Source organism: Nonomuraea sp. NPDC050547 (assembly GCF_044457345.1).
Lineage (GTDB): Bacteria > Actinomycetota > Actinomycetes > Streptosporangiales > Streptosporangiaceae > Nonomuraea.
The window spans coordinates 613,498-636,028 of record NZ_JBITGW010000003.1 but is presented as its reverse complement, the minus strand read 5'-3'; the positions used below and the strand labels follow the sequence as shown (position 1 = coordinate 636,028).

Sequence of the window (22,531 nt, the reverse complement as noted above, 5' to 3'; positions counted from 1 at the left end):
TGAGCCGGGCTCTAGTCGCCCACGCCACTATGAGTAGATATGCCCAAAGTTCCGGTGTAGAAGAGGGTCACATGGCCACCGAAAGTCGCCCGGCGTTCCCCCACAGGTGGCTCGCGCTGCTCGTCGTTCTCACGGCCATGTTCATGAACCAGCTCGATGTGACGATCGTCAACGTCGCCCTGCCCTCCATCCAGCGTGATCTGGGGGCGGGTTTCTCGCTGCAGCAGTGGATCCTGGCCGGGTTCGCGCTCGCGTTCGCGTTGCTCCTGGTCACCGGGGGGCGCCTGGGGGACATCGCGGGCCGTAAGAAGGTCTTCCTCGTCGGCGTCGCGGGGTTCACCGCCGCGTCGGCGGTGGCGGGCCTCGCCCAGAACGGGCAGATGATGGCCGGCGCGAGGGTGGCGCAGGGGGTGTTCGCGGCGCTGATGGTGCCGCAGGTGCTGTCCGTGATCCAGGTGATGTTCCAGCCGCCCGAGCGCATCAAGGCGATGGGACTGCTCGGTGTGGTCGTCCCGATCGCCTCGGTCGCCGGACCCGTCGTCGGCGCCCTGCTCACCGCCGGGCCGGGCTGGCGGTGGATCTTCTGGGTGAACGTCCCGATCGGCGTGCTCACGTTCGGGGGCGCGGCGCGCATGGTGCCCGAGTCGAAGTCCGACCGGCCGCTGCGCCTGGACATGCCGAGCGTGCTGCTGCTCGGGCTCGCCTCGGTCATGCTGATGTTCCCGCTGGTCCAGGGGCACGAGCTGGGCTGGCCGCAATGGGCGGTGGTCTCGATGACCGCCTCGCTGCCGGTGTTCACGGTCTTCGGCCTGCGCCAGTTCCGCCGGGAGGGTCTTTCCCCGCTGGTCCCGCCGGTGCTGTTTCGCAACAGGTCGTTCGTCGCCGGATCCATCCTGATGGCGCTCGTCTTCTCCGGCATCATGTCGTACATGATCGTGCTGGTCTGGGACTTCCAGATCGCGCACGGCTGGACTCCCCTGCGCATGGCGCTGACCGGCCTGGGCTGGACGGTCGGACTCGGCCTCACCGCCACCCTCGCGATCAGGTACGGCGCCGTCGCCGGCCGCCGGCTCATCGCCGTCGGCCTGGTCGTCATGGCCGCGGGCATGGCCGCGCTGATCGTGGTGCTTCGGCTTCACGGCGGCGCCACGGACTCCTGGCAGGTCTTCGCCTGTCTCCTCACGGCGGGGATGGGCTCCGGCCTGGTCGTGCCCATCCTGGTGGACCTGGTCCTGGCCGGAGTACCCGCCGGCGACGCGGGCGCCGGATCCGGCGTGGCCAACGCCACCATCCAGCTGGGCACCGCGGCGGGCGTGGCCGTCGTCGGCGCGATCTTCTTCGGCCTGGCCGGCACCGGACCGCGCGACCCGGCCGCCTGGGCGGGCGCCACCTGGCAGACCCTGCTCTACAACGCCGGGGTGTTCCTCGCCGCGGCCCTGCTGGTCCCGCTCCTGCCCCGGCGCACCCGGGCGCGCGGTGCGCCGGCGGGCGCCCGGCAGTTGCCCACGGGCACTTCCTGAATTCTTCCCTCCCTTAACAGGAATAGGTGTATGCACAAATAGGGGAGAAAATCGTTTGCGCCCATTAAAAGGATCTCCGCATAATGGTTAGGGATTCTTGTCAAGGCGAGGCAACTTTGTAACACTGACCAAGTGGGGTGGCGCGATGACTCCGCGGCCCGTGGGCCGGCGGGGACCATCGCGTACGTAATGTTCGAGCGCACTTCATGTGCCATTCATTACACTCCTGCACGGGGGGCAATACCCATGGAAAAGGGGATACGGTTCGCGATCCTGGGACCGTTGGACGTGCAGCGTGGAAACCGGACGATCGCCGTCAACGCCGAGAAGCAAAGAGCGATCCTCGCCACACTGCTGCTGTCAGCGAACCGTGTCGTCCTGGCGGACGACCTCATGGAGCGGCTCTGGGAAGACCGTCTGCCGCGCTACGCGCGGGCCTCGTTGCAGACACATCTGGCCCGGCTGCGCCGCACGCTCGGCGACGTGGAGGTGATCCACACCATCCCGGGCGGCTACCTCGTCGAGTCCGACCAGGATCACCTCGACCTGCTGCGTTTCCGCGCTCTCGTCGATCGGGCCGCGAGGGTGGAGAACGCCGGCGACCTGCCGGGCGAGCTCAACCTCCTGCGCGAGGCGCTGGCGCTGTGGCGCGGTACCGCGCTGGCCGGTATCCGCTCCGACTCCATCCTGCGCGATGAGGTGCCGCAGCTCACCGAGGAGTGGTTCCGGTGCCTGCATCGGCGGTTCGACGTGGAACTCCTGCTGGGAAACCACGACGGCGTCGTCCCCGAACTGCGAAGGCTCGTCCGCAAGTATCCCTTGCGCGAGCGGCTGTGCAGCCAGTTGATGATCGCGTTGTTCCGCTGCGGCCAGCAGGTGGAGGCGTTGAAGGCGTTCGCCTCCGTCTCCGCCGTGCTGCGGCACGAATACGGGCTCGATGTCGGCGACGAACTGGAGCGCCTCCAGCATGCCGTGCTGACCGGCGACCCCGACCTCGTCTCCGTAAGCGGTTACAGAAGAGGAGGCATGGATCTGGGCGCGGCCGTCTCCTCATGGACGACGCCGCGTCAGTTGCCCGTCGGCATCTCCGATTTCGTGGGACGCACCGAGCTGCTGAAGCGGGTCGGCACGGTCCTGGACCCCGGCAGGACCGGCTCGATGGCGATCGTCACACTGACGGGGCCCGCCGGGGTGGGCAAGACCACCACGGCCGTCCGGATCGCCCATCACGTCCAGGACCGCTTCCCCCACGGCCAGATGTACGTCCGGCTGAACGGGACGGGCGAGCATCCGCGCACCCCCGCCGAAGTGCTGGGCGAGCTGCTGGAGGCCACGGGGCTGAGCCTGTCGGCGATCCCGGAGGGCCAGGAGCAGCGATCGGCGCTCTTCCGGTCCCGGCTGGCCGACCGCCGGGTCCTGCTCGTCTTCGACGACGTGCGGGACGTCGAGCAGGTACGCCCCCTCCTTCCCGGCACGCCGGCCTGTGCCGTGATCGTCACCAGCCGCCGCCTGCTGTCCGCGCTGGCCGGGACCGTCTCGGAGCGCCTGGTCTGCCTGTCGGAAGGCGAGTCGCTCGACCTGCTGACCGTCCTGGCCGGACGCAGGCGGGTCCAGGAGGAGGCCCAGGCGGCCGAGGAGATCGCCGCCGCCTGCGGACACCTGCCGCTGGCGCTGCGGATCGCGGGGGCGAGGCTCGCGGCCCAGCCGCTGGCGCGCCTGGGGTCCTTCGCCGCCCGGCTGCAGGATGGGCACCGCCGCCTGGACGAGCTGAGGATCAGTGATCTCGACCTGCGGCGCAGCCTGGAGCGCAGTTACGTCGCGCTGGACGCGCCGGCCCGCGCCGCCTTCCGCCGGCTCGGCCTGCTGTCCGACACCGTGGTCACGCCGTTGACCTTGGCCGCGCTCGCCGATCCCGCCGACGAGCGGCTGGCCGACCGGCTGATCGAGCACAACCTGCTCGAACCGGTCGGCCTCAACACGCTGCTCGACCCGACCTATCGCCTGCACCCCCTGTCCTCCCTCTACGCGGCCGGCCTCGCTGAGCACGACGACCCGGTGATCACGAGCGCGGCCCTGCGCCGCTACACCGACTCCATCCTCGCGTTCGCGGAACGGGCGTCGGGGCACCTGCCCCGGGCGGTCGGCCAGCTCCCGCCGGAGAGCGGTTTCGGCGCGCCGGTCCCCGCGCACGACATCTCCCGCATCGACGACCTCCCCTGGCGGTGGCTTGCCGCCGAGCGCGACCATCTCCGGGCGATGGTGGTCCGCTGCTGCCGGTACGGCTGGCACGAGCGGGCCGCCCGCATCACCGAGATCATCGCCCAGCTCGCCGGCCACAGCGACGACCTGGCGATGCTCATCCGGTTGTGCGTCGTGGTCCGCGACACCGCGTGGGCCAACGGCGACGAGCGGACCGGGTGGCGGGCCGAGCACTGCCGCGCCCTGCTGCTGCTCAGGCAGGGCCGAGTGAGCGAGGCGCACAGGCTGATCGTCAAATGCGTGAGCAACTTCGAACGGCTGGAGGCCGCCGAGGAGCTGCCCTACAGCCTGGCGGTCCTGGCCTTCGTGAACGTGACACGGTCGAAGGCCGGTGACGCGCTGGCGCTGGCGAAGCGCGCGTACCACCTGGCCAGGGGGCGCGCTGACCCGCACGCCGAGATCCTCGCGCTCGGCACCACCGCCGACGCGCTGCTGGGCCTGCGGCGCAAGGCGGAGGCGCGCGTCACGCTGGAGCGGGTGCTGCGGCAGTCGCGCGAGCTGGGCGAGACCCGGCTGGAGGCGGTGACGCTCAACCGGCTCGGCTGGTCGTCGCTGCGCGTCGGCGATCTGCGCTCGGCGCCCCTCAGGGCCCACGAGGCCAGGGAGCTCAGCGGCATCGGCGACCGCTACGGCAAGGCGCGCCCACTCGCGCTGCTCGGCGCCGTCGCGCTGGAGCAGGGGCAGTTCCCGGAGGCGATGCGGCTGGCCGAGGAGAGCCGCCGCATCTTCGCCCGGCTCGGGGACACCTGCGGCGAGGCGGAGGTCGCCTGCCTCGAAGGGCAGATCCATCTGCGGGCCGGGCGGGCGCGGGACGCCGTCGCCCTCCTGGTTCCGAGCCTGAGCCGGCTCAACGAACTGGGCGCGTACCGTGTGCGGGAGCGCGCCTCGCGCATCCTCGCCGAGGCCAACATCGCGCTCGGCGAGCACCAGCGGGGCGGCCGGTGGCCCGGGGAGTTCACGGCGCGCTCGCTCAGGCGGGACGGTCGCAGCGGCGCCGCCTGAGCCGGGCGCGCACGACCCGGACCGCCACGACGACGCCCACGATCGCCGGCGGGATCAGCGTGCCCCACAACCCCAGTTCGGAGCCGAACTCACGATAGGAGGCGCCGACGGCCGCACCCACCCCCACGTAGAGGCACGACCAGGCCAGGGCCGCCGGCAGGGCCCAGCCGATGAACCGCCGGTACGGCATGGCCAGCGTGCCCGCCGCGATCGGCACCAGGGAATGGATCACGGTGACGAACCGCGACCCGAAGACGGCGGGCCCGCCCCGACGGCGGAGGAAGCTCTCGGCCTTGTCCCATTTGGCGGCGCCGATGCGCCGGCCCGCCCAGCTGTGCCGGATCGACGGGCCGAACGTGCGCCCCAGCACGTACCCGAGCGTTTCCCCCGTCAGGCAGCCGACGGTGGTGGCCGCGACGAGCAGGACGAACCGGAGCGGCGAGTCGACGGTGGTCCCCGCCAGCAGCACCACCCCGTCGCCCGGGACGAAGAGCCCGACCAGCAGCGAGGTCTCCACGGACATGAACAGCAGCGCGGCTGCGCAGAGCAACAGCGGGTGGGCGTCGGTCAAGTATTCGATCAGCCCCATGCCGGGCGATCTCCTCTGAAGGTGTCGTTTTACCTCATGGTGCCGTTGACCGCACTTGTCAGCTGACCGATCGCCGCCTTGTCAGGGTCATCTCAGGGACGGCCGGGCAAACGTCAGGGTTGTTCCCGATGGCACCCGTCACCGTACCTGACGAGCATGGTGGTACGCGGTCGGTGACCGGCGCCCGCCTCTCCCGTGCGAACGACAGCTGCGAAGGAGTGGTCCCATGATCTCCTGTCCTTCGGGGCATCCGATCGACGGAGCCGAGGGCGAGCCACGAGCGCTACGGCTGCTCATCGGCACCGACACCTACCCGCCCGACGTGAACGGCACGGCCGGCTCCGCCTACCGGCTGGCTCACGCCCTGGCCGCCCGGGGGTACGACGTGCACATCGTGTGCCAGTCCGAGTACGGGCCGCCCCGGGTGGAGAGGGCGGGCGGCGTGACGGCGCACCGGCTGCGGTCGGTACGCACGCGGGCCCGGCTGACGAAGCGCGTCACCGTGCCGCTCCTGCTCATGGGCACGCTCACGAAGTTGCTGCGGCGGATCGCCCCCGACGTGGTCCACGTGCACAGCCATTTCCTGGTCGGGCGGACGCTGATCAACGCGGCCCGCCAGTTGTGCGTGCCCGTGGTGGCCACCACCCATGTCACGCCGCCGATCCACCCGCCGCACCGCGCGCCGTCGCCGGCGGGGCGGGGGTCGGTGGCGGGTAACGCGGTGGACGATCTCGTGGGGGCGCTGGCCTGGCGCGATCTCGCCCGGGTGTTCGGGCGCGCGGACCACGTCGCGGTCCCCACCCGGGGCGCCGCGGAACTGCTCGCCGACAAGGGCCTCACCCGGCCGGTCGAGGCGGTGCCGTGCGGCGTCGACCTGAGCCGGTTCCGGCCGCGGGAGGAGCCGAAGACGTGGGCGCGCGCGAAACTCGGCCTGCCCGACCGGGAGACCGCGCTGTTCGTCGGCCCGCTGGACGCGGAGAAGCGGATCGACGACCTGCTCCGCGCCCTCCGGTGCGTGTGCCGCCAGGCGGACGCGCAGGTCGTCCTGGTGGGAGTCGGACCCGAGCGCCCGCAGCTGGCGCGGCTGGCGGACACGCTCGGCGTCGGCCGCCGCACCCACTTCCTCGGGCACGTCGCGGAGGACGACCTGCACCTCGCCTACGCCTCGGCCGACGTGTTCGCCATGCCGAACGTCTCCGGCCTCGAGAGCGTCGCCACCCTGGAGGCGATGGCCAGCGGCCTGCCGGTCGTCGCGGCCGAGACGAACGCGCTCACGCACCTCGTCCAGCAGGGCAAGGCCGGATATCTCTACCGCACCGGCGAGGTGCCGGCGTTCGCCCGCCTCCTCACGCGGGTGCTGACCGACTCCGAGCTGGCGGCGACCATGGGCGGGATCGGCCGCGCCGTCGCGGTCACGCATGACCATCTGCGCTCGCTCGCCAGGCTTGAGGAGATCTACACCGGCCTCACCCAGACGTACGGCCGGCGGGTCCAGCAGCTGGCCTAACCGGCCGCCTTGTCCGCCACCAGGACACGGAAGGCCAGGCCGGGAACCTCGTGCCGATGGCCGTTGGTGAACCCGGCCGCGGCCAGCATCCGCGTGTAGGACCGGACGGTGTGCACCTCTCCCTCGAACGTCCACGTCAGCATCAGGATCGAGAACAGGTGCGGGGCCGGGTCCTCGGCGGGCGGCGCGTCCAGGGTGAAGCCGACCAGCACGATCTTGCCGTCCGGCTTGACCGCCGGGGCGAGCCTGCGCAGCAGCTCACCCGCGCGTTCCTCGGAGAAGTGGTGCAGCACGTTCGTGACCAGGACCACGTCGTACGGCCCGCCGAGCGGCACCTCGAACATGTCGCCCGGCAGCCGGTGGACGCGGTCGTGTACCCCCATGCGCTCGGCGTTCTGCTCGGTCAGCGGGAGCACGTTGGGCCAGTCGAGCGCCCACATCCGCGCCTGGGGGTTGCGCTGGGCCAGGGTGAGTCCGTACATGCCGTGGCCGCAGGCCACGTCCAGCACGTCGAGGCCGTCCCGCCCGGCCGCCCAGGGTTCCAGGGCGTCGGCCACGACCTGGGCCGTGGGGCGGGCCACCGCGACCGCGTAGGACGCGAAGTCCTCCCAGTACGCGTAGCCGGGGGTCTCGGCGTGGACCTCCATGACGGTCCCGCCGTGGCGTACGGCCTGGTCCAGCCTCTTGAGCGCGTCCCACTCCCAATCGCTGGCCATGACGCGGACCATGTCGCCGAAGTACGCCGGGCTCTTGCTCACCAGGAACCGCTCGGCTCCGGCCGGCAGGGCGAAGCGGCCGTCGTTCTCCTCGGCCAGGCCGACGGCGGCCAGGGCGTTCAGCAGGATGCGCATGCCGCGCACGTCGCTGCCCAGGCGGCCCGCCACGGTCTCGGCGTCGGCGGGACCCTCCTCCAGGCAGTCGAACACGCCCATCGAGACGCCCGTCCTGAGCAGGCTCGTCGTCTTGTACGCCTGCATCATGCCGAGCAGCGACTCGCGGGTGATGGATTTCTTGCTGGTGTTCATCGTCCCTCCCTGCCGTCGACGAGGTGGACGGGAGAGCCCGCCGGCTCGGCCTCCCATCGGTAGAACTCCCTGGCCATCGCATCGCGCGGAGAACGCCAGGTCTGCGGGTCGTACGGCTCGATGAACTCCGTGAGCCGCTCGCTCAGCCGCCGGAACTCCGGGTGCCGGCGGATCTGGCTCATCGTGTGCCGGGCGTTCCCGCGTACCTCCATGAGCTGGAAGTACAGGTCGTGGAAGGAGAAGAGGCTGCGGCTCACGGCGCCGCCGAGCCAGGGCAGCTCGGTTTGGTCCGATGCGGCGAATAACCGGGCGACCTCCGCTTCGGCGGAGGGCCGCATGCGCGCGACGACCAGGATGCGTTCCATTCGGTTTCTCCTCGGCGTTTCGCTGACGGCCTTCGGCCGCGCGTCGGGCGGGAAGCGGGGACCGGAAACCAGATAACGATCTGGCCGCCAGTCTGCATCGGCGGGCTAGCACGGGGCTCGAATCCCCCTCGAGGACCTCGACCGGCCTTCGACCTGCCCTCTAGTCGCGGCCTGGAGCATGGCAGGTGTCCGGAAGCCTTGGAGGCGTCATGCATCCCCCTTCCAGCACCCCGAAGCCGCGCGAGCGGCCGCGCTGGATCGTCACGCTGTTCCTGACCGACATGTGGGAGAGGTTCAGCTTCTTCGGGATGCAGGCGATCTTGATCTTGTTCGCGGTCGCCCCCGCGGGGGAGGGCGGGCTGGGCCTGCCGCACTCGACCGCGGTCGCCCTGTACGGCGCCTACGTGGGCCTGATCTTCGTGCTGTCCCTGCCCGGCGGCTGGCTCGGCGACCGGGTCCTGGGCGAGCACCGCGCGACCCTGTACGGCGGGATCGTCATCGCGCTGGGCCACTACCTGCTGATGCTGCCGGCCCGGCCCACCGCCTACCTCGGGCTGGTGACGATCGCCGTGGGCACCGGGCTGCTGAAGCCCAACATGCTGGCGCTGCTGGGGCGGTTCTACGGCCCGCACGAGAGCAACCGGCGCGAGGCCGCGCTCGTCGTCTTCTACGTCGGCATCCAGATCAGCGCGCTGCTCGCGCCCCTGGTCACCGGATTCCTGGGCGAGCGCATGGACTGGCATCTCGGATTCGGGGCCGCCGGGCTCGGCATGACGTTCGGGGTGATCCAGTACGCCGTCGGCTCGCGCAGGTTCGGCGAGATCGGCCGCGCGCCGGCGCAGCGGGCGAGCGGGACCGAGCTGCGCACCGTGGCGGCCCGGGTGGCGCTGGCCGCCGGCGTCCTCGGCGCGCTGCTTTCGGCCGCCGTCCTGTCGGGCGGCTTCGCGATCACCCACGGGATCGCGCTCGTCGGGCTCGTCACCCTGGTCGCGCCGTTCGCCTACCTGGCGATCCTGCGCCGGCGGGCGCGGCTCAGCCGGGCCGAGAACCGGCGGCTGTCGGCGTTCCGGTGGATGCTGCTCGCGGTGGCGCTCTTCTGGATGTTCGTCATCCAGGCCGGCTCGACGCTCAGCCTGTTCGCGCAGCGGCACACCGCGCGCGAGGTGGGCGCTTTCCTGATCCCGGCGAGCTGGTTCCAGGCGGCCATCCCTTTGTTCATCCTCGTGACCGCGCCCGTCGCGGCATGGTTCTGGACGCGCGGAGGCGGACGCGTCGGCGTGGTGGACAAGATCGCTTTTGGGCACGGGCTGGCGGCGACCGGCTTCGCCGCGATCGGCGTGGCGGCCGTGCTGGCGGCGGGCGGGCAGGCCGTCTCGCCGGCGTGGCTGCTGTTCGCGCTGCTCACGCTGGCGATCGGAGAGGTGATCCTCGGGCCGACGGTCATGAGCGCGACCGTGGATCTGGCCCCTTCCGCGTTCGCCGGGCGCACCATGGCGCTCTACTGGATGTTCGCGGGTGTCGGGGGCGGGCTCGGCAGCCTGCTCGGCCGGGTGGTCTCCGGCGGGGATCCGCAGCCCGGGTACTTCCTCGGCCTCGCCGTACTCGCGCTCGTGACGGCCCTGGGGTTCGCCGTCGCCAGGCGGCGGCTCGCGGAGGCGATGTCGCCCTCGGACGCGGTAGCCGTGTCCTCGGCGGTCTCCTGAGTACCAGTACCGGTTTCCGGGGATCTCACGCCAGATAATGCGCGAAAGAAAGACGAAAGCGGCAGTTTAGCAGCATCGACTACAAAGGGTGAGGGGACCGCACTCCCCAGTACACAGGACCCCGGATCGAGCCGACGCCGCTACGTGAGGAAACGATGCGACATGCGCTTTCAAGTGCTCGGAACCCTGGAGGTACAGGACGGTAGGCGTCGGTTGACACCGAGCGCGCCGAAGCAGCGGACCGTGCTCGCCCTGCTGCTGTCCTCGGCGAACGAGGTCATGCCGACCGAAGCGCTGGTCCAGGAACTCTGGGAGGGGCACCCGCCGGTGAGCGCGCCGACCACCCTCCAGACCTACGTCTACCAACTGCGCAAACTGCTGTCGCGGGGCGACCGGGAGGCCGACGGGCCGCGGCTCGTCACCAAACACGGCGCGTACCTGCTGGCCGTCGAGGACGACACGCTGGACGCCGTCCGCTTCGAACGGCTCGTCGACGCCGCGCGGCAGCACCTCAAGACGAACAAGCTCGAACCCGCGTCGGCGGCGCTGTGCCAGGCCCTCGGCCTCTGGCACGGATCGGCGCTCGCCGACGTGGTCACCGGGCCCCGGCTGGCGATCTACACGACCCGGCTGGACGAGCTGCGCGTCCACGCCACCAAGCTCAAGATCGACGCTTGGCTGCGGATGGGCCGCCACCACGAGGTGATCGCCGAGCTCAAGCAGCTCACCGCGGTCCACCCGCTCGACGAGTGGTTCCACCTGAGGCTGATGGAGGCGCTCTCGCTGGCCAGCCGGCGGCATGAGGCGCTGGAGGTCTATCACCGGCTTCGCTACATCCTGCGTGAGGAACTGGGCCTTGAGCCCGGCTCCGAGATGCAGGAGCTGCAGCGAATGGTGCTGGCCACCGGCCACGTTCCCGTTCAGGGCCACGGCACGGCGAACGGGCGTCGCGGGCCGGCGTCCACGCACAAGGCCGACTGCGTCCTGTGAGCTCACGACCTCATGGCCACCATGAGGTCGGCGAGCGACGTGGTGTGCCGGGCGTCACGAAAGCGCGGATCCGCCAGCACGTCCTGGAGGAAGCCGATCGTCGTGCTGATCCCGCGCCCCGTGACCTCGAACTCGCTCAGCGCGCGCGCCATCCGGGCGATCGCCTGGTCGCGGTCGGGCGCCCACACGATGACCTTGGCCAGGAGGGAGTCGTAGTCGGCGCCGATCGTGACGCCGTCGGCGCCGTGGGTGTCGACCCGGGTGAACGGCCCCCCGGGCGGCACGAAGCGCTCGACGACGCCCGGTGTCGGGAGGAATCCTCGCCTCGGGTCCTCGGTGTTCACCCGGCACTCGATCGCCACGCCGCGCAGCACCACGTCCTCCTGGCGGAGGGAGAGCGGGCGGCCGGCGGCGATCAGCAGCTGCTCCCTGACGATGTCGGCCCCGGTGACCATCTCGGTCACCGGGTGCTCGACCTGGACCCGGCAGTTGGCCTCGATGAAGAAGAACCCGCCCGCGTCGTCGACGAGGAACTCGAACGTCCCGGCGCTCACGTAGCCCACGCGCCGCGCCAGAGCGACCGCGGCCTCCCGGATGTGCCCGGCCAGCCCGGCCGGCAGCCCGGGAGCCGGGGACTCCTCGATCAGCTTCTGCCTGCGCCGCTGGACGGTGCAGTCGCGCTCGCCCAGGCTCACGAGGCCGCCGTGGAGGTCGCCCAGCACCTGGACCTCGATGTGGCGGGCGTGCTCGACGTACTTCTCGACGAAGACCCGTGCGTCGCCGAACACCGCCTGGGCGCTCGCCCTCGTCTCGGCGAACGCCCGCGGGAAGTCCCGCGCGTCGCGGAGCACCGCCATGCCGCGGCCGCCGCCGCCGGCCACGGCCTTGATGATGACGGGGTATCCGATCGTGTCGGCGACCTCCTTGGCCTCCGGCCCGCTGTGGAGCGGGCGCGGGCTGCCCGGAAGGACGGGCAGCCCCGCGGCGGCGGCCAGGTTGCGCGCCTGCGTCTTGTCCCCCAGGGAGGCGATCACCGACGGTGAGGGGCCGATGAAGGCCAGCCCCTTCGACGCGCACATCTCGGCGAAGTCGGCGTCCTCGGACAGGAAGCCGTAGCCGGGGTGGACGGCCTGCGCCCCCGTGTTCAGCGCCGCCTCCAGGATCGCGGGCGGGTAGAGGTAGCTGCGCTTCGCCGCCGCCGGGCCGATCTGCACCCGCTGGTCGGCCAGTCGCAGCGCGGGCGAGTCGCGGTCGGCCGTCGAGTGGATCATGATGACGCGGATGCCGAGCTCGCGGCAGCTCCGGGCGATGCGCAGCGCTATCTCGCCCCGGTTGGCGACGAGGACCGACGAGAACATGGAGCCTCCAGGCGCGCGGCCGTTCACGGTGTGGTGAGCGGGGCGACGGCGAACAACCTCTGCCCGTACTCGACCGGCGTGCCGTCGGGCACGAGGATGTCGATGAGCCGGCCGGAGGTGTCGGCTTCGATGGGATTCATGAGCTTCATGGCTTCGAGGATTCCGATCTGCTGCCCCTTCTCGACCAGGTCGCCGACGCCGACGAACGGCGCGGCCCCGGGCTCGGGCGCCAGGTAGAAGGTGCCCACCATCGGCGCGCAGACGTGGCGCAGGTCGTCGGGCCCGGCGGGCGCGTCGGGCATCGGAGCCGAGGCGGGCGCAGGGACCCCGGCGGCCTCCGGCCGTTCCAGCTCGACGACCGTGTCGCCGTGCCGCAGCCGCACTCTGCGCATGCCGCCGCCGACGGCGATGAGCTCGGCGGCGTGGCGGCACAACTCGGCGATCAGCCCCCGTTCCATCGGGTCCTCCGCGCTCATCGTGACCCCGCGTCGTACTGGCGGAACCGCCGGCGGCGCTCCGCGATCAGCTTGCGCGGCTCAAGGGCGGCCAGATCGTCGAACGCCTCGGACACGGCCGCCGCCAGCAGCCGCGCCGCCGCCGCCGGATCCGCGTGGGCGCCCTCCCCCGGCTCGGGGATCACGCCGTCGACGATCCGGTGCCGCAGCAGCTCACGGGTGTCCAGGCGGAGCGCTTCGGCGGCCAGCGGCGCGGCCGCAGGGCTCTTCCACAGGATCGACGCGCAGCCCTCGGGGCTGATCACCGAATACACGGCGTTGGACAGGGCCAGGACACGGTTGGCGACGCCGAGGGCGAGCGCCCCTCCGCTGCCGCCCTCGCCGGTGACGACGGTGACGACCGGCACGGGCAGCGTCGACATCAGGCGCAGGTTCTCGGCGATCGCCCACGCCTGGCCGTCCTCCTCCGCCTCGATTCCGGGGTACGCGCCGGGCGTGTCGACCAGCGTGAGAATCGGATGTCCCAGCTTGGCGGCCAGCCGCATCAACCGGGCCGCCTTGCGGTATCCGGCGGGCGTGGGCATGCCGAAGTTGCGCTCGACACGCTCCCTGGTGGTGTGGCCCTTCTGGTGACCGATGAAGACGATCGGCCGGCCGTCGAGCCGGGCGAGACCGCCGACGACCGCCGGGCAGTCACCGCTCAGCCGATCGCCGTGCAGTTCCACGAACTCCTCCAGCATGTAGCCGGCGTAGTCGAGCGTCGTGGGCCGGTCGGCGTGCCGGGCGAGCTGGACGGCCGTCCAGCCGTCCCTGACCGGCAGCCGCTCCGGCTGGAAGAAGAGCTGGGACGGCTCGGCGGCGGGCACACGCTGGGCCGGCTCGCGCAGGGAGCAGAGGCGGGCGAGCGTGGATCGCAGCGCGGCGCGGGGCCGTACGTCGTCGATGAGCCCTTTCGCGCGCAGGAACTCCGCGGTCTGGAATCCGTCGGGCAGTTCCTGGCCGATCGTCTGCTCGATCACGCGCGGGCCGGCGAACCCGATGTGGGCGCCCGGCTCGGAGAGGATGACGTCGGGCAGCGTCGCGAAGGACGCGGCCACCCCGCCGTAGGTCGGATCGGTGATCACCGCGATGGTCAGGATCCCGGCCTCGTCGAGCTCGGCCAGGGCCTGGCTGGTCCTGGCCATCTGCATGAGCGACAGCGCGCCCTCCTGCATACGCGCTCCGCCCGAGGCCGTCACCAGCAGGAAGGGCACCTGCTCCACCAGCGCCACCTCGGCCGCGGCGACGATGCGCGCTCCAACGCCGACGCCGAGGCTGCCGCCCATGAACCGGAAGTCCATGGCGGCGGCGACGGCCGCGTGGCCCTCGATCGTGCCGCGCACGCACAGCACGGCCTCGTCCATCCCGGTCTTCGCGCGCGCCTCGCGCAGCCGGTCGGGATAGGGCCGGCTGTCGACGAACCCGAGCGGATCTTCGGTGGCCGGCGGCGTGCCGATCGTCCGCACCGAACCGTCGTCGAAGATCTGCTCGATCCGCTGCCGGGCGGTGAGCCGGGTGTGCGACGCGCATCCCGGGCACACGCCGAGATCGCGGGTGAACCGCTTGCCGTACACGATCTCCCCGCACCGCGCGCACCGGATCCATTCGGCGACGCCGACCGTGGGGGGAAAAGTGATGGTCATCGTCGTTCCTCCTTTTCCTCGCTCGACCGCCCGTCGGCGAAGCTCATCCGCCCGATTGCCGGTAATCCAGCCCATAAGTGCTGCCCCACCACGTGCATGATCTGCCGCAGGTCCCCGGGGCCCGGCCGTCCTTCAGAACTGGTCCACGACTTCATAGATCCCGTAGCCTTTGCCGCTGTCGTCGTCGCGGTACGAGCGCAGCGCGGACGTCTGCCCCTTGTGCCGCGAGCCCTGTTCCCAGGCGTTGAACTGCGACAGGCTCGTCCACTCGCTCAGCACGGCGAACTCGCTCGGATCCAGCGCCGACTGCAGGAGCTGGCTGTTCAGCAGGCCCGCGGTGCCGCGCATCCCCCTGCTGACCAGCCGGTAGGCGTCGATCACCGAGCCTTCGTCGCCGGCGGCGGCCGCGTAGAAGACCAGGACGCGGACCGCGCCGCTCACCGGCCCGCCTCCGAGCGTTCGCGGCCGAGGTCGTACACCACGTGCAGGGTCGTCATCGTGCCGTGCGAGCGATAGGGGTGCAGCTTCTCGCGGTGCTCGACGTGGGCGTCGCTGCGCTCGAAGGCGCGGAACCTGGCCTCGTCGGCCCAGTCGCTCATGATGTAGTAGACGCCCGCTTCCTCGGCGCTCTTCGACAGCCACTGGCCGACGTTGGCCGGATCGTCGCCGACCACGTCCGCGACGGAGTACCAGACCCGCTCGAAGTCCTCCTCCTTGCCGGCGATGATCTGCATTCTCAGCATCACCCGGAACACCCGCGCGTTGTCGCTCATCTCAGATCCCTCCGTCGACGTGGACGGTCTCGCCGGACATGTAGCGGGAGCGGTCGCTGGCCAGGAACAGCACGACGTCGGCGACCTCCTCCGGCTCGCCGAGCCGGCCGAGCGCGGTCATGGAGCGGTAGCGCTGCTCCTGCTCGGCGCTGAGGCCCTCGGCGGCGTGGGTGGAGATGATCCCGGGGGCGATCACGTTGATCCTGATCCCGCGCGGGCCGAGCTCCTTGCACAGCGATCTGGCCAGGCCGAGGACTCCCGCCTTCGAGGCCGTGTAGTGCGTACGCAGGGGGACGCCGACCATCGCCGCCTTGGAGCCGATCGCGACCACGGAGCCGCCCTCCGGCATCAGCGGCAGCGCGCCGCGTACCACGAGGTACATGCCGGTGAGGTTGGTGTTCAGCACCCGCTGCCACTCGTCCGGCTCAAGCCGGGCGAACGGTATGTGGCTGATGGCGCCGGCGTTGTGCACGACGACGTCCAGGGTGCCGAGCCGCGTACGGCATTCGTCGATCAGCGCGCCGACCTCGTCCGCCTTGCCCACGTCGGCCTGGACGACGCCGTGCTTGCCCGGTGTGGCGGACAGGTCGTTCTCCAGCCGTGCCGCCGCCTCGGCGTCGGCCCGGTAGCACGCGACGACGTTGCAGCCCTCCTGGGCCAGGCTGAGCACGACCGATCGGCCGATCCCTCTCGTTCCTCCGGTGACCAGGACGTTCTTGCCCTCAAGCCGAAAGCTCATGATGATTCTCCTCTGGATTCGCGGTTCAGAGCAGCGCGACCGCGGCGCCGGTGTTCAGCGTGAGCGCGAGTACGGCCAGCCCCGTCCGGGTCCTGTTCCACCGGGCCCACCGGCGGCGGAAGGCGTCCATGTCCCAGCCGGGCGGCAGCGCGTCCGGATCCTGCGCTTTGACCCAGCGGTTCATCGGCACGTTCCGGGTGAGCGAGACGGCCACCACCGAGCCGGCCGCCAGGGCGGCGGCCGCGCACAGCAGCCGCCCCGCCGGGCGCGGCTCCACCGCCGCGACGAGCACGTCGGCCAGGAGGGCGACCACCAGGCAGACGGGCTGGAACGGGTCGTACCGCCCGACGGCGAACGCGTGGGCCCTGACGTAGTCGCCGGCCGTGAGCGTCATGTAGAACGGCACGACCCCCAGCACGGTGGCCATCAGCACGCCCGCGGCCAGTCCGTTGGCCAGCAGGGCCAGCGGCAGCGCCACCTCGGTCATGGCCCGCTCACGTCTTTCCGGCCCGCCGCGCCGCCCGCTCGACCTTCTCCTTGATCAGCTTCATCTGGCCGGGCGAGTTGCCGTTGATGCGGTCGGTCATCTGCTCCAGGTTCACCGGGGAGTCCGGCTTCATGCGGAAGTCCTGGATCCAGCGCATCTCCACGCCGCCGGGTACCTCCACGTACTCCCAGTGCAGGCGCATGTACTCGAACCAGCCCAGCTCGGCGCGGTGCGCCCGCACCGTGCGCGTCTTGGCGTCGGCGGTGCGCTCCGACACCCACGACCAGGCGTTGCCGTCCTTGTCGGGGTGCATCGTGAGGCGGAAGCGGACCATGTCGCCCTCGCGGTGCAGGATCTCGGCCTTCGCGTACTCGCTGAACAGGCTCGGCCACGACTCGACGTCGTTGGTCATGGTCCAGACCAGCTCCATCGGCGCCGCGATCACGATCGAGTTCTCGGTGTGTCCCGCGGCCATCGCTAGTTCACCGCCGCCCGCCCGTTGACGTAGTCGAGGACCGCGCGTGGCGTCTCCAGCGTGGCCGCCACCTCGTCGGGCACGATCACGCCCCAGTCCCGCTCCAGGCGGCCGGCCATTTCGAGCACGGCCAGGGAGTCGTAGGCGAGGTCCTTGAACGTGACGTCGATGATGTCGCCGTCGAGGTCGATCGACTCGTCCTCACCGGCGCTGAGCCGCATCAGGCTTCGCAGGTCGTCAAGCGTGAGTTCTTTCATCGGTCTCCTCCTGTCGCGTGCTGTTGGGTGCGCGCAGCACGAGCGCGGCGTTGAACCCGCCGTATCCGCGGGCGATGATCAGTGCCGAGCGCACCCGGCGGGGGCGGGGTTCGTCCCTGACCAGGTCGATCTCGTAGTCCGGGACGAGCTCGGCCACGCCGACCGTCGGCGGCAGCACCGAGTCGCGCATGGCCAGCAGCGCGGTGGCCACGTCCAGGGACGGCCCGCCCGCGTACAGCCGGCCCGTCATGGTCTTGGGCGCCGTCACCGGCACCCCGTGGGCGCCGAAGACGGCCGCGATCACCTCGGCCTCGGCCCGGTCGAGCTCCGGAGTGCCCGCGGCGTCGGCGAAGACCACGTCGACGTCCCCCGGCGCCAGGCCCGCCTCGGCGAGCGCCAGCTCGACGGCCCGGCGCAGCGCGGGCGGGCGTCCGGTGCCCGGGGCCGGGTCGAACGTGGCGGCGTGGCCGGCGATCACGCCGTAGACCTTCTCCGCTCCGCGCGCCCGTGCGCTCGCGGCGTCCTCGACGATGAGGATGGCCCCGCCCTCGCCCGCCACGTAGCCGTTGGCGCCGATGTCGAAGGGCCGGTAGGCGAGCGCGGGATCGCCGTGGGTGCTCATCAGGCCACCGGCGATCTGGCAGGTCAGGCCGTACGGGCTGAACGGGGCCTCGGTGCCGCCGCTCACGACCAGGCGGGCGCCGTCCTCCAGCACCCGGCGGGCCTGCGCGAGCGACTCCAGGGCTCCGGCCTGCTCGGCGACCACGACCCCGCACGGGCCGCGCATGCCGTGCCGGATCGAGATCTGGCCGGTGGTCGCCGCGTAGAACCAGGCGATCGACTGGTAGGCGCCCACGTGCCTCGGGCCCTTGCTCCACAGTTCCTGGATCTCGCGCTGGCCGAACTCCACCCCGCCCGCCGAACTCGCCGTGACCACGCCCATCTCGTACTCGGGCAGGGCCGACGGGTCCACGCCCGCGTCGGCGAGCGCCATGTCGGTGGCCACCAACGCCATGTGGGTCCAGTGGTCGGTCTGCGGGATCAACCGGCCGGGCACGTTGCCGGCCGCGACGAAGTTCCCGGCCTCCCCGGCCACGCGCACCGGGTAGGAACCGCTCTCGAACCGCCTGATCGTGCCGATCGCCCGCGTCCCGCTCAGCGTCGCGGACCAGTGCGCCTCCGCGCCGAGACCGGTGGGGGCGACGACCCCGATCCCGGTGATCACGGGGGCGCTCGTCATGCGACCTCCAGTCCGGGCGCGGTGAGCACCATCGCCGTCTGGAAGCCGCCGAAGCCGCTGCCCACGCTGAGCACCACGTCGACGGGCTGCTCGCGCGCCACGTGAGGCACGTAGTCGAGGTCGCACTCCGGGTCGGGAGTCTCCAGGTTGGCCGTCGGCGGAACCGTGCCGTGCTCGATCGCCAGCGCGCTGGCGGCCACCTCGATGGCCCCGATCGCGCCGAGCGAGTGCCCGACCATCGACTTGATCGAGCTGACCGGGGTCCGGTAGGCGTGCTCGCCCAGGCTGCGCTTGAACGCGGCCGTCTCGTGCCGGTCGTTCTGCTTGGTGCCGGAGCCGTGGGCGTTGATGTAGCCGACGGCGTCCGGGTTCAGCCTGGCCTGGTCGAGGGCGACCCGGATGGCCTCCGCCATCTCCCGGCCGTCCGGCTTCAACCCGGTCATGTGGTACGCGTTGCCGCGCGTGGCGTACCCGGCGATCTCGCAGTAGACATGAGCCTCGCGGCGCCGCGCGCGCTCCAGGTCCTCCAGCACGAACACGGCCGCGCCCTCGCCCAGCACGAAGCCGTTGCGCTCGCGGTCGAACGGGCGGGAGGCGTGGGCCGGGTCGTCGTTCCTGGGCGAGGTCGCCTTGATCGCGTCGAAGCAGGCCACGGTGATGGGCGAGATCGGGGCGTCCGTCGCACCGGCCAGCACGACGTCCGCCGAGCCCTCGGCGATCAGCCGCGCCCCGTACCCGACGGCGTCGAGCCCCGAGGTGCAGCCGGTCGAGATGAGCGTGACCTGGCCCTCCGCGCCGCACGCCCAGGCGACCTCGGCGGCCATCGAGCTCGGCACCAGGTGCCCGTACAGGTGCGGGACGCCGTAGGAGGAGTCGACGAGCCAGCCGCGACCGGAGTCGCTGACGACCACGTACTCCTCTTCGAGGCTCATGGTGCACCCGACCGCGCTGCCCAGGGTCACGCCGGTGCGCGCCGGCTCCAGGTCGGAGGGGTCGAGGCCGCTGTCGGCCAGCGCCTCCCGCGTGGAGACGACCGCGAACTGCGCGGCGCGGTCCATGCGGCGGATCTCGCGCGCGCTGAGCCCTTCCGCGGCCGGGTCGAAGTCGCATTCGGCCGCGATGCGCGACCGGAACGCCCCGGCGTCGAACATCGAGATGGTCCGCGTCGCGGTACGGCCGGCCGTCAGCAGCTCCCAGAACGCCTTGTGGCCCGTGCCGCCGGGAGCCACGACACCGATGCCGGTGAGGGCCACCCGCCTGCGATTCATGTCGTCTCCCCCACGTTGAGCGAGGGCTCGGCGGGGCCGGGCAGCGGCTCGGTGTCGACGTGGCCGAGGTCCGGCCGCGGCGCGAGCGGGCTGAGGTGGAACACGACCATGGCCTGCGCGTCGCCGGTGTTCTCGACCCGGTGCCGGACCTCGATGGGAATGTGGAGCGCCTCGCCCGGACCGAGCCGGACCGGCGTTCCGTCCACCAGGACGGTCAGTTCGCCCCGGACGAGACAAAGGAACTCCTCCGAGTAAGGGTGGTAATGCTCGGACACGAACTCCCCCGGTTCCAGCGTGAGCATTCCCATGAATCCGGACGTCGCGCCCACCGTCGCGGGACCGAGCAGAACCCGAATATCACCGCCACGCCGCCGATTGGGTGTGATCTCACTGGCCATGATCTTTGCTGCCCGGGTAATCGTCACGTCGAAGCCTCCCATTCAAGCGGACGACTCTGCTGGAAGCAGCATGGCGGTGCGGGCTAGAGGAATGCTCGAAGCGTGCTCAAGCTTTCCGCAAATGGCGCTCGGCGCTATTTCCCCACCGATATTCGAGTCCGCCTCAAGGTGCCGGCCGGATACTTCGGATGGCGACAGAGGGAGGAGCGACAGACGTGATGGCCCACATTCTCACCGCCGCCGTGCTGGTCACCAGCGGACTCGCCGCCGGCGTGCTGTTCGCCCACGCCGTCGGCGTGTGGCCGGCGCTGCAGGCGATGACACCGGAGCGCTACGTCGCCGCCCACAAGTTGCTGGGCCGCGCCTACGACCCCATGATGCCGATCATCGTCGGCACGTCGACGCTTCTCGATGTCAGCCTGGCCTTTATCACCGAAAGCAGCCTGACCCAGAATCTGTTCATCGCCTCGGCCGTGTGCCTGGTCGGCGTCGGCGCGGTTTCGCAGACCAGGAACGTGCCGATCAACCGGCGGGTGAAATCACTCGACCCCCAGGCCATTCCAGCCGACTGGAAAGACCCGAGAAGCGCCTGGGGAAAATGGAACATGGTCCGGACGACATTCGCCGTGCTCGCCCTCGTGGGAAATGCCGCGGCGGCCGTATCCGCGTTCTGAAAACAGAACTCAGCCCGAGAGGATTCACATGTCCGCGACCGGCACCGCGCGGGGCGTCGGCCTCGCCCCGCCCCGCGACCCCGCCCAGCGCAAAGCCGACGTGCTCGGCCGGCTCGAGACGGCACGGTACGCCTGGCTGGCGACCGGCGGCGAGCCCGGCGCCCACCTCGTCCCGCTCGGCTGCGTGTGGGACGGCGCCCGCCTGGTGATGGCCACGCGGCAGCAGTACGTGACCGTGCGCAACCTGCGCCGGCGCGCCGAGTGCCGCGTCGCGCTCGGCGATCCCGCCGACGTCGTCCTCATCGACGGCGCCGTGGAGATCGTCGCGCACCGTGACCTGCCTCCCGGCGCCCCGGGCGTGCTCGCGGACCTCCCGGTGAACCCCACCCGGGTTCCGGGCTGCGTCTATCTCTTCCTCACGCCCCGGCGCATCCTCGCCTGGCGGCACCGCGGCGAGATCCCCGGCCGCACCGTGATGACCCGCGGCCGCTGGGTCGTGTGACCTGCCTGAGAAGATCTCGGAGGAGCACAGATGCCTGAGGTGACGGTGCCGATCGGCGGCATCCCTCATTCGGCCCTGACCGACCCGTATCCCTTCTATGAGCTGTTGCGGGCGCAGGGGCGGGTCCACCACCTGGACACCCCCATCGGACTGAAAGCGTGGTTCGTCCCGCACCACGCGGACGCCCGCCCGCTGCTCAACGATCCCCGTTTCAGCAAGGCCACGCACCACTCCGACGTGGTCAAGGAGGACGGGCAGAAGGCCGAGAGCTCGTTCGCCGACAACATGGTCAGCACCGACCCTCCCGAGCACACCCGGCTGCGCAAGCTGGTGCAGAAGGCGTTCACCCGCCGCCGGGTCGAACTCCTGCGCCCCCAGGTGGAGCGGTTCGCCGGCGAACTGCTCGACCAGATGGAGAAGGCGGGCGAGGTGGAGCTCATGGAGGACTTCTCCTTCCCGTTGCCCATGATGGTCATCGGGGAACTCCTGGGCCTGCCCCCGGAGGACCTCGCCGACCTGCGCGAGAAGAGCATCTTCTGGTTCATGGAGGAGGAGTTCACCGGCAGCCCGGTCGACGTCTTCCGGGCGCGGCAGGCCGGCATCGGGGCGTACGTGCGCGATCTGATCGAACGCCGCAGGGGCGCTCCCGGCGACGACCTCATCCAGGGGCTGATCGAGGCGCGCGACGGCGAGAACCGGCTCTCCGAGCGGGAACTCGTCGCGACGGTGATGCTGCTCATCTTCGCCGGCTTCCTGACCACCGTGAACCTGATCACCAACGGCATGTACGCGCTGGTGCGCAACCCCGGCCAGCAGGCCCTGCTCGCCGCCCGCCCCGACCTCATCGGCTCCGCCGTGGAGGAGTTCCTCCGCTACGACAGCTCGCTGGCCCTGATCGAAGGCCATGCCACGCAGGACATCGAGATCGCCGGAACCCTGATCCCGGCCGGCTCCCTGATCATCGTGCCCGTGCACTCGGCCAACCGCGACCCGGCGGCCTTCCCCGACCCGCACCGGCTCGACATCACCCGCGACCCCAACCCGCACCTGGCCTTCAGCCACGGGGTGCACCACTGCCTGGGCGCGCCGCTGGCGCGGCTCGAAGCGCAGGTGGCCATCACCGCGCTGCTGCGCCGGTTCCCGAACCTGACGCTCGCCTGCGACCCCGGGGAGGTGCGCTGGCACCGCGACTTCTTCCAGCGGTCCCTGCACGCGCTCCCCCTGCGGCTCAACCCCTGACCGTTTCCTCTGGACCGTTGAGAA

At 71.3% G+C, this 22,531-nt stretch carries 23 protein-coding genes; 8 read left to right on the top strand and 15 right to left on the bottom strand.

Annotated features, from left to right (window positions below; genetic code table 11):
- Window positions 1–71: 71 nt before the first annotated feature.
- Both ACIBHY_RS10550 and ACIBHY_RS10545 read left to right on the top strand, forming a co-directional pair.
- Window positions 72–1,520, top strand: coding sequence for an MFS transporter (locus ACIBHY_RS10550; RefSeq protein ID WP_397306533.1), 1,449 nt, complete (start codon window positions 72–74; stop codon window positions 1,518–1,520).
- Between the two features lie 288 nt (window positions 1,521–1,808).
- Window positions 1,809–4,781 (top strand): BTAD domain-containing putative transcriptional regulator, encoded by a 2,973-nt coding sequence (locus ACIBHY_RS10545; protein ID WP_397306580.1) that lies wholly within the window; start codon window positions 1,809–1,811, stop codon window positions 4,779–4,781.
- On the opposite strand, the gene ACIBHY_RS10540 is transcribed toward ACIBHY_RS10545, so the two are convergent.
- Window positions 4,750–5,370 (bottom strand): DedA family protein, encoded by a 621-nt coding sequence (locus ACIBHY_RS10540; protein ID WP_397249250.1) that lies wholly within the window; start codon window positions 5,368–5,370, stop codon window positions 4,750–4,752. The two genes, ACIBHY_RS10545 and ACIBHY_RS10540, sit on opposite strands and share 32 nt — an antisense overlap.
- A gap of 226 nt (window positions 5,371–5,596) precedes the next feature.
- On the opposite strand from ACIBHY_RS10540, the gene ACIBHY_RS10535 reads away from it, so the two are divergent.
- Complete coding sequence (locus ACIBHY_RS10535) at window positions 5,597–6,877, top strand: glycosyltransferase (protein WP_397306532.1); 1,281 nt, start codon at window positions 5,597–5,599, stop codon at window positions 6,875–6,877.
- On the opposite strand, the gene ACIBHY_RS10530 is transcribed toward ACIBHY_RS10535, so the two are convergent.
- Window positions 6,874–7,902 carry a methyltransferase gene (locus tag ACIBHY_RS10530; RefSeq protein ID WP_397306531.1) on the bottom strand — a complete coding sequence of 343 codons (1,029 nt, stop codon included), beginning with the start codon at window positions 7,900–7,902 and terminating at the stop codon, window positions 6,874–6,876. The genes ACIBHY_RS10535 and ACIBHY_RS10530 overlap by 4 nt on opposite strands.
- On the bottom strand, window positions 7,899–8,267 hold the full coding sequence (locus ACIBHY_RS10525; RefSeq protein WP_397306530.1) for a TcmI family type II polyketide cyclase: 369 nt from the start codon (window positions 8,265–8,267) through the stop codon (window positions 7,899–7,901). Before ACIBHY_RS10525 ends, ACIBHY_RS10530 begins: the two co-directional genes overlap by 4 nt.
- Before the next feature lie 209 nt (window positions 8,268–8,476).
- Here ACIBHY_RS10525 and ACIBHY_RS10520 point away from each other — a divergent pair, with 209 nt between their 5' ends.
- The gene (locus ACIBHY_RS10520; protein ID WP_397306529.1) at window positions 8,477–9,970 is read left to right on the top strand and encodes a peptide MFS transporter; all 1,494 of its coding nucleotides are present in this window, start codon (window positions 8,477–8,479) and stop codon (window positions 9,968–9,970) included.
- Window positions 9,971–10,132: 162 nt separating this feature from the next.
- A complete protein-coding gene (locus tag ACIBHY_RS10515) occupies window positions 10,133–10,960 on the top strand; it encodes a BTAD domain-containing putative transcriptional regulator (RefSeq protein ID WP_397306528.1) in 828 nt (275 codons plus the stop codon).
- 2 nt (window positions 10,961–10,962) lie between these two features.
- On the opposite strand, the gene ACIBHY_RS10510 is transcribed toward ACIBHY_RS10515, so the two are convergent.
- The 12 genes from ACIBHY_RS10510 to ACIBHY_RS10455 form a co-directional block, all read right to left on the bottom strand.
- The gene (locus tag ACIBHY_RS10510) at window positions 10,963–12,318 is read right to left on the bottom strand and encodes an acetyl/propionyl/methylcrotonyl-CoA carboxylase subunit alpha (RefSeq protein WP_397306527.1); all 1,356 of its coding nucleotides are present in this window, start codon (window positions 12,316–12,318) and stop codon (window positions 10,963–10,965) included.
- A 23-nt stretch (window positions 12,319–12,341) separates the two neighbouring features.
- Window positions 12,342–12,776, bottom strand: coding sequence for an acetyl-CoA carboxylase biotin carboxyl carrier protein (locus tag ACIBHY_RS10505; RefSeq protein ID WP_397249264.1), 435 nt, complete (start codon window positions 12,774–12,776; stop codon window positions 12,342–12,344).
- A gap of 14 nt (window positions 12,777–12,790) precedes the next feature.
- Window positions 12,791–14,455 (bottom strand): acetyl-CoA carboxylase carboxyltransferase subunit alpha, encoded by a 1,665-nt coding sequence (locus tag ACIBHY_RS10500; RefSeq protein ID WP_397249266.1) that lies wholly within the window; start codon window positions 14,453–14,455, stop codon window positions 12,791–12,793.
- 132 nt (window positions 14,456–14,587) lie between these two features.
- Entirely contained in the window at window positions 14,588–14,896 is a 309-nt protein-coding gene (locus ACIBHY_RS10495) for an antibiotic biosynthesis monooxygenase family protein (protein WP_397249268.1), read from the bottom strand.
- Window positions 14,893–15,228, bottom strand: coding sequence for an antibiotic biosynthesis monooxygenase family protein (locus tag ACIBHY_RS10490; RefSeq protein WP_397249270.1), 336 nt, complete (start codon window positions 15,226–15,228; stop codon window positions 14,893–14,895). The genes ACIBHY_RS10495 and ACIBHY_RS10490 overlap by 4 nt, the downstream gene beginning before the upstream one ends.
- A 1-nt stretch (window position 15,229) precedes the next feature.
- Complete coding sequence (locus tag ACIBHY_RS10485; protein ID WP_397249272.1) at window positions 15,230–15,967, bottom strand: SDR family NAD(P)-dependent oxidoreductase; 738 nt, start codon at window positions 15,965–15,967, stop codon at window positions 15,230–15,232.
- Between the two features lie 25 nt (window positions 15,968–15,992).
- Window positions 15,993–16,454 (bottom strand): anthrone oxygenase family protein, encoded by a 462-nt coding sequence (locus tag ACIBHY_RS10480; RefSeq protein ID WP_397249274.1) that lies wholly within the window; start codon window positions 16,452–16,454, stop codon window positions 15,993–15,995.
- A gap of 7 nt (window positions 16,455–16,461) precedes the next feature.
- Window positions 16,462–16,929: an SRPBCC family protein gene (locus ACIBHY_RS10475; protein ID WP_397249276.1), complete on the bottom strand. Its 468-nt coding sequence runs from the start codon at window positions 16,927–16,929 to the stop codon at window positions 16,462–16,464.
- Window positions 16,930–16,931: 2 nt separating this feature from the next.
- Window positions 16,932–17,186: a phosphopantetheine-binding protein gene (locus ACIBHY_RS10470; RefSeq protein ID WP_397306526.1), complete on the bottom strand. Its 255-nt coding sequence runs from the start codon at window positions 17,184–17,186 to the stop codon at window positions 16,932–16,934.
- On the bottom strand, window positions 17,167–18,426 hold the full coding sequence (locus tag ACIBHY_RS10465; RefSeq protein ID WP_397306525.1) for a ketosynthase chain-length factor: 1,260 nt from the start codon (window positions 18,424–18,426) through the stop codon (window positions 17,167–17,169). The genes ACIBHY_RS10470 and ACIBHY_RS10465 overlap by 20 nt, the downstream gene beginning before the upstream one ends.
- Complete coding sequence (locus ACIBHY_RS10460) at window positions 18,423–19,694, bottom strand: beta-ketoacyl-[acyl-carrier-protein] synthase family protein (protein ID WP_397249282.1); 1,272 nt, start codon at window positions 19,692–19,694, stop codon at window positions 18,423–18,425. Before ACIBHY_RS10460 ends, ACIBHY_RS10465 begins: the two co-directional genes overlap by 4 nt.
- Complete coding sequence (locus ACIBHY_RS10455) at window positions 19,691–20,002, bottom strand: cupin domain-containing protein (protein ID WP_397306524.1); 312 nt, start codon at window positions 20,000–20,002, stop codon at window positions 19,691–19,693. The genes ACIBHY_RS10460 and ACIBHY_RS10455 overlap by 4 nt, the downstream gene beginning before the upstream one ends.
- A gap of 308 nt (window positions 20,003–20,310) precedes the next feature.
- Here ACIBHY_RS10455 and ACIBHY_RS10450 point away from each other — a divergent pair, with 308 nt between their 5' ends.
- The 3 genes from ACIBHY_RS10450 to ACIBHY_RS10440 are packed head-to-tail and all read left to right on the top strand — an operon-like array spanning window position 20,311 to window position 22,507.
- Complete coding sequence (locus tag ACIBHY_RS10450; RefSeq protein WP_397306579.1) at window positions 20,311–20,766, top strand: DUF1772 domain-containing protein; 456 nt, start codon at window positions 20,311–20,313, stop codon at window positions 20,764–20,766.
- Window positions 20,767–20,794: 28 nt separating this feature from the next.
- Window positions 20,795–21,268 (top strand): pyridoxamine 5'-phosphate oxidase family protein, encoded by a 474-nt coding sequence (locus tag ACIBHY_RS10445; protein ID WP_397306523.1) that lies wholly within the window; start codon window positions 20,795–20,797, stop codon window positions 21,266–21,268.
- Between the two features lie 30 nt (window positions 21,269–21,298).
- Window positions 21,299–22,507, top strand: coding sequence for a cytochrome P450 (locus ACIBHY_RS10440; protein ID WP_397306522.1), 1,209 nt, complete (start codon window positions 21,299–21,301; stop codon window positions 22,505–22,507).
- Window positions 22,508–22,531: the final 24 nt, after the last annotated feature.

Bases quoted from the DNA above. Each gene is read 5' to 3' on its own strand.
- ACIBHY_RS10550 (WP_397306533.1), top strand. From the start codon at position 72: ATGGCCACCGAAAGTCGCCCGGCGTTCCCCCACAGGTGGCTCGCGCTG.
- ACIBHY_RS10540 (WP_397249250.1), bottom strand. From the start codon at position 5,370: ATGGGGCTGATCGAATACTTGACCGACGCCCACCCGCTGTTGCTCTGC.
- ACIBHY_RS10535 (WP_397306532.1), top strand. From the start codon at position 5,597: ATGATCTCCTGTCCTTCGGGGCATCCGATCGACGGAGCCGAGGGCGAG.
- ACIBHY_RS10530 (WP_397306531.1), bottom strand. From the start codon at position 7,902: ATGAACACCAGCAAGAAATCCATCACCCGCGAGTCGCTGCTCGGCATG.
- ACIBHY_RS10525 (WP_397306530.1), bottom strand. From the start codon at position 8,267: ATGGAACGCATCCTGGTCGTCGCGCGCATGCGGCCCTCCGCCGAAGCG.
- ACIBHY_RS10520 (WP_397306529.1), top strand. From the start codon at position 8,477: ATGCATCCCCCTTCCAGCACCCCGAAGCCGCGCGAGCGGCCGCGCTGG.
- ACIBHY_RS10515 (WP_397306528.1), top strand. From the start codon at position 10,133: ATGCGCTTTCAAGTGCTCGGAACCCTGGAGGTACAGGACGGTAGGCGT.
- ACIBHY_RS10510 (WP_397306527.1), bottom strand. From the start codon at position 12,318: ATGTTCTCGTCGGTCCTCGTCGCCAACCGGGGCGAGATAGCGCTGCGC.
- ACIBHY_RS10505 (WP_397249264.1), bottom strand. From the start codon at position 12,776: ATGGAACGGGGGCTGATCGCCGAGTTGTGCCGCCACGCCGCCGAGCTC.
- ACIBHY_RS10500 (WP_397249266.1), bottom strand. From the start codon at position 14,455: ATGACCATCACTTTTCCCCCCACGGTCGGCGTCGCCGAATGGATCCGG.
- ACIBHY_RS10490 (WP_397249270.1), bottom strand. From the start codon at position 15,228: ATGAGCGACAACGCGCGGGTGTTCCGGGTGATGCTGAGAATGCAGATC.
- ACIBHY_RS10485 (WP_397249272.1), bottom strand. From the start codon at position 15,967: ATGAGCTTTCGGCTTGAGGGCAAGAACGTCCTGGTCACCGGAGGAACG.
- ACIBHY_RS10480 (WP_397249274.1), bottom strand. From the start codon at position 16,454: ATGACCGAGGTGGCGCTGCCGCTGGCCCTGCTGGCCAACGGACTGGCC.
- ACIBHY_RS10475 (WP_397249276.1), bottom strand. From the start codon at position 16,929: ATGGCCGCGGGACACACCGAGAACTCGATCGTGATCGCGGCGCCGATG.
- ACIBHY_RS10470 (WP_397306526.1), bottom strand. From the start codon at position 17,186: ATGAAAGAACTCACGCTTGACGACCTGCGAAGCCTGATGCGGCTCAGC.
- ACIBHY_RS10465 (WP_397306525.1), bottom strand. From the start codon at position 18,426: ATGACGAGCGCCCCCGTGATCACCGGGATCGGGGTCGTCGCCCCCACC.
- ACIBHY_RS10460 (WP_397249282.1), bottom strand. From the start codon at position 19,694: ATGAATCGCAGGCGGGTGGCCCTCACCGGCATCGGTGTCGTGGCTCCC.
- ACIBHY_RS10455 (WP_397306524.1), bottom strand. From the start codon at position 20,002: ATGGGAATGCTCACGCTGGAACCGGGGGAGTTCGTGTCCGAGCATTAC.
- ACIBHY_RS10450 (WP_397306579.1), top strand. From the start codon at position 20,311: ATGGCCCACATTCTCACCGCCGCCGTGCTGGTCACCAGCGGACTCGCC.
- ACIBHY_RS10445 (WP_397306523.1), top strand. From the start codon at position 20,795: ATGTCCGCGACCGGCACCGCGCGGGGCGTCGGCCTCGCCCCGCCCCGC.
- ACIBHY_RS10440 (WP_397306522.1), top strand. From the start codon at position 21,299: ATGCCTGAGGTGACGGTGCCGATCGGCGGCATCCCTCATTCGGCCCTG.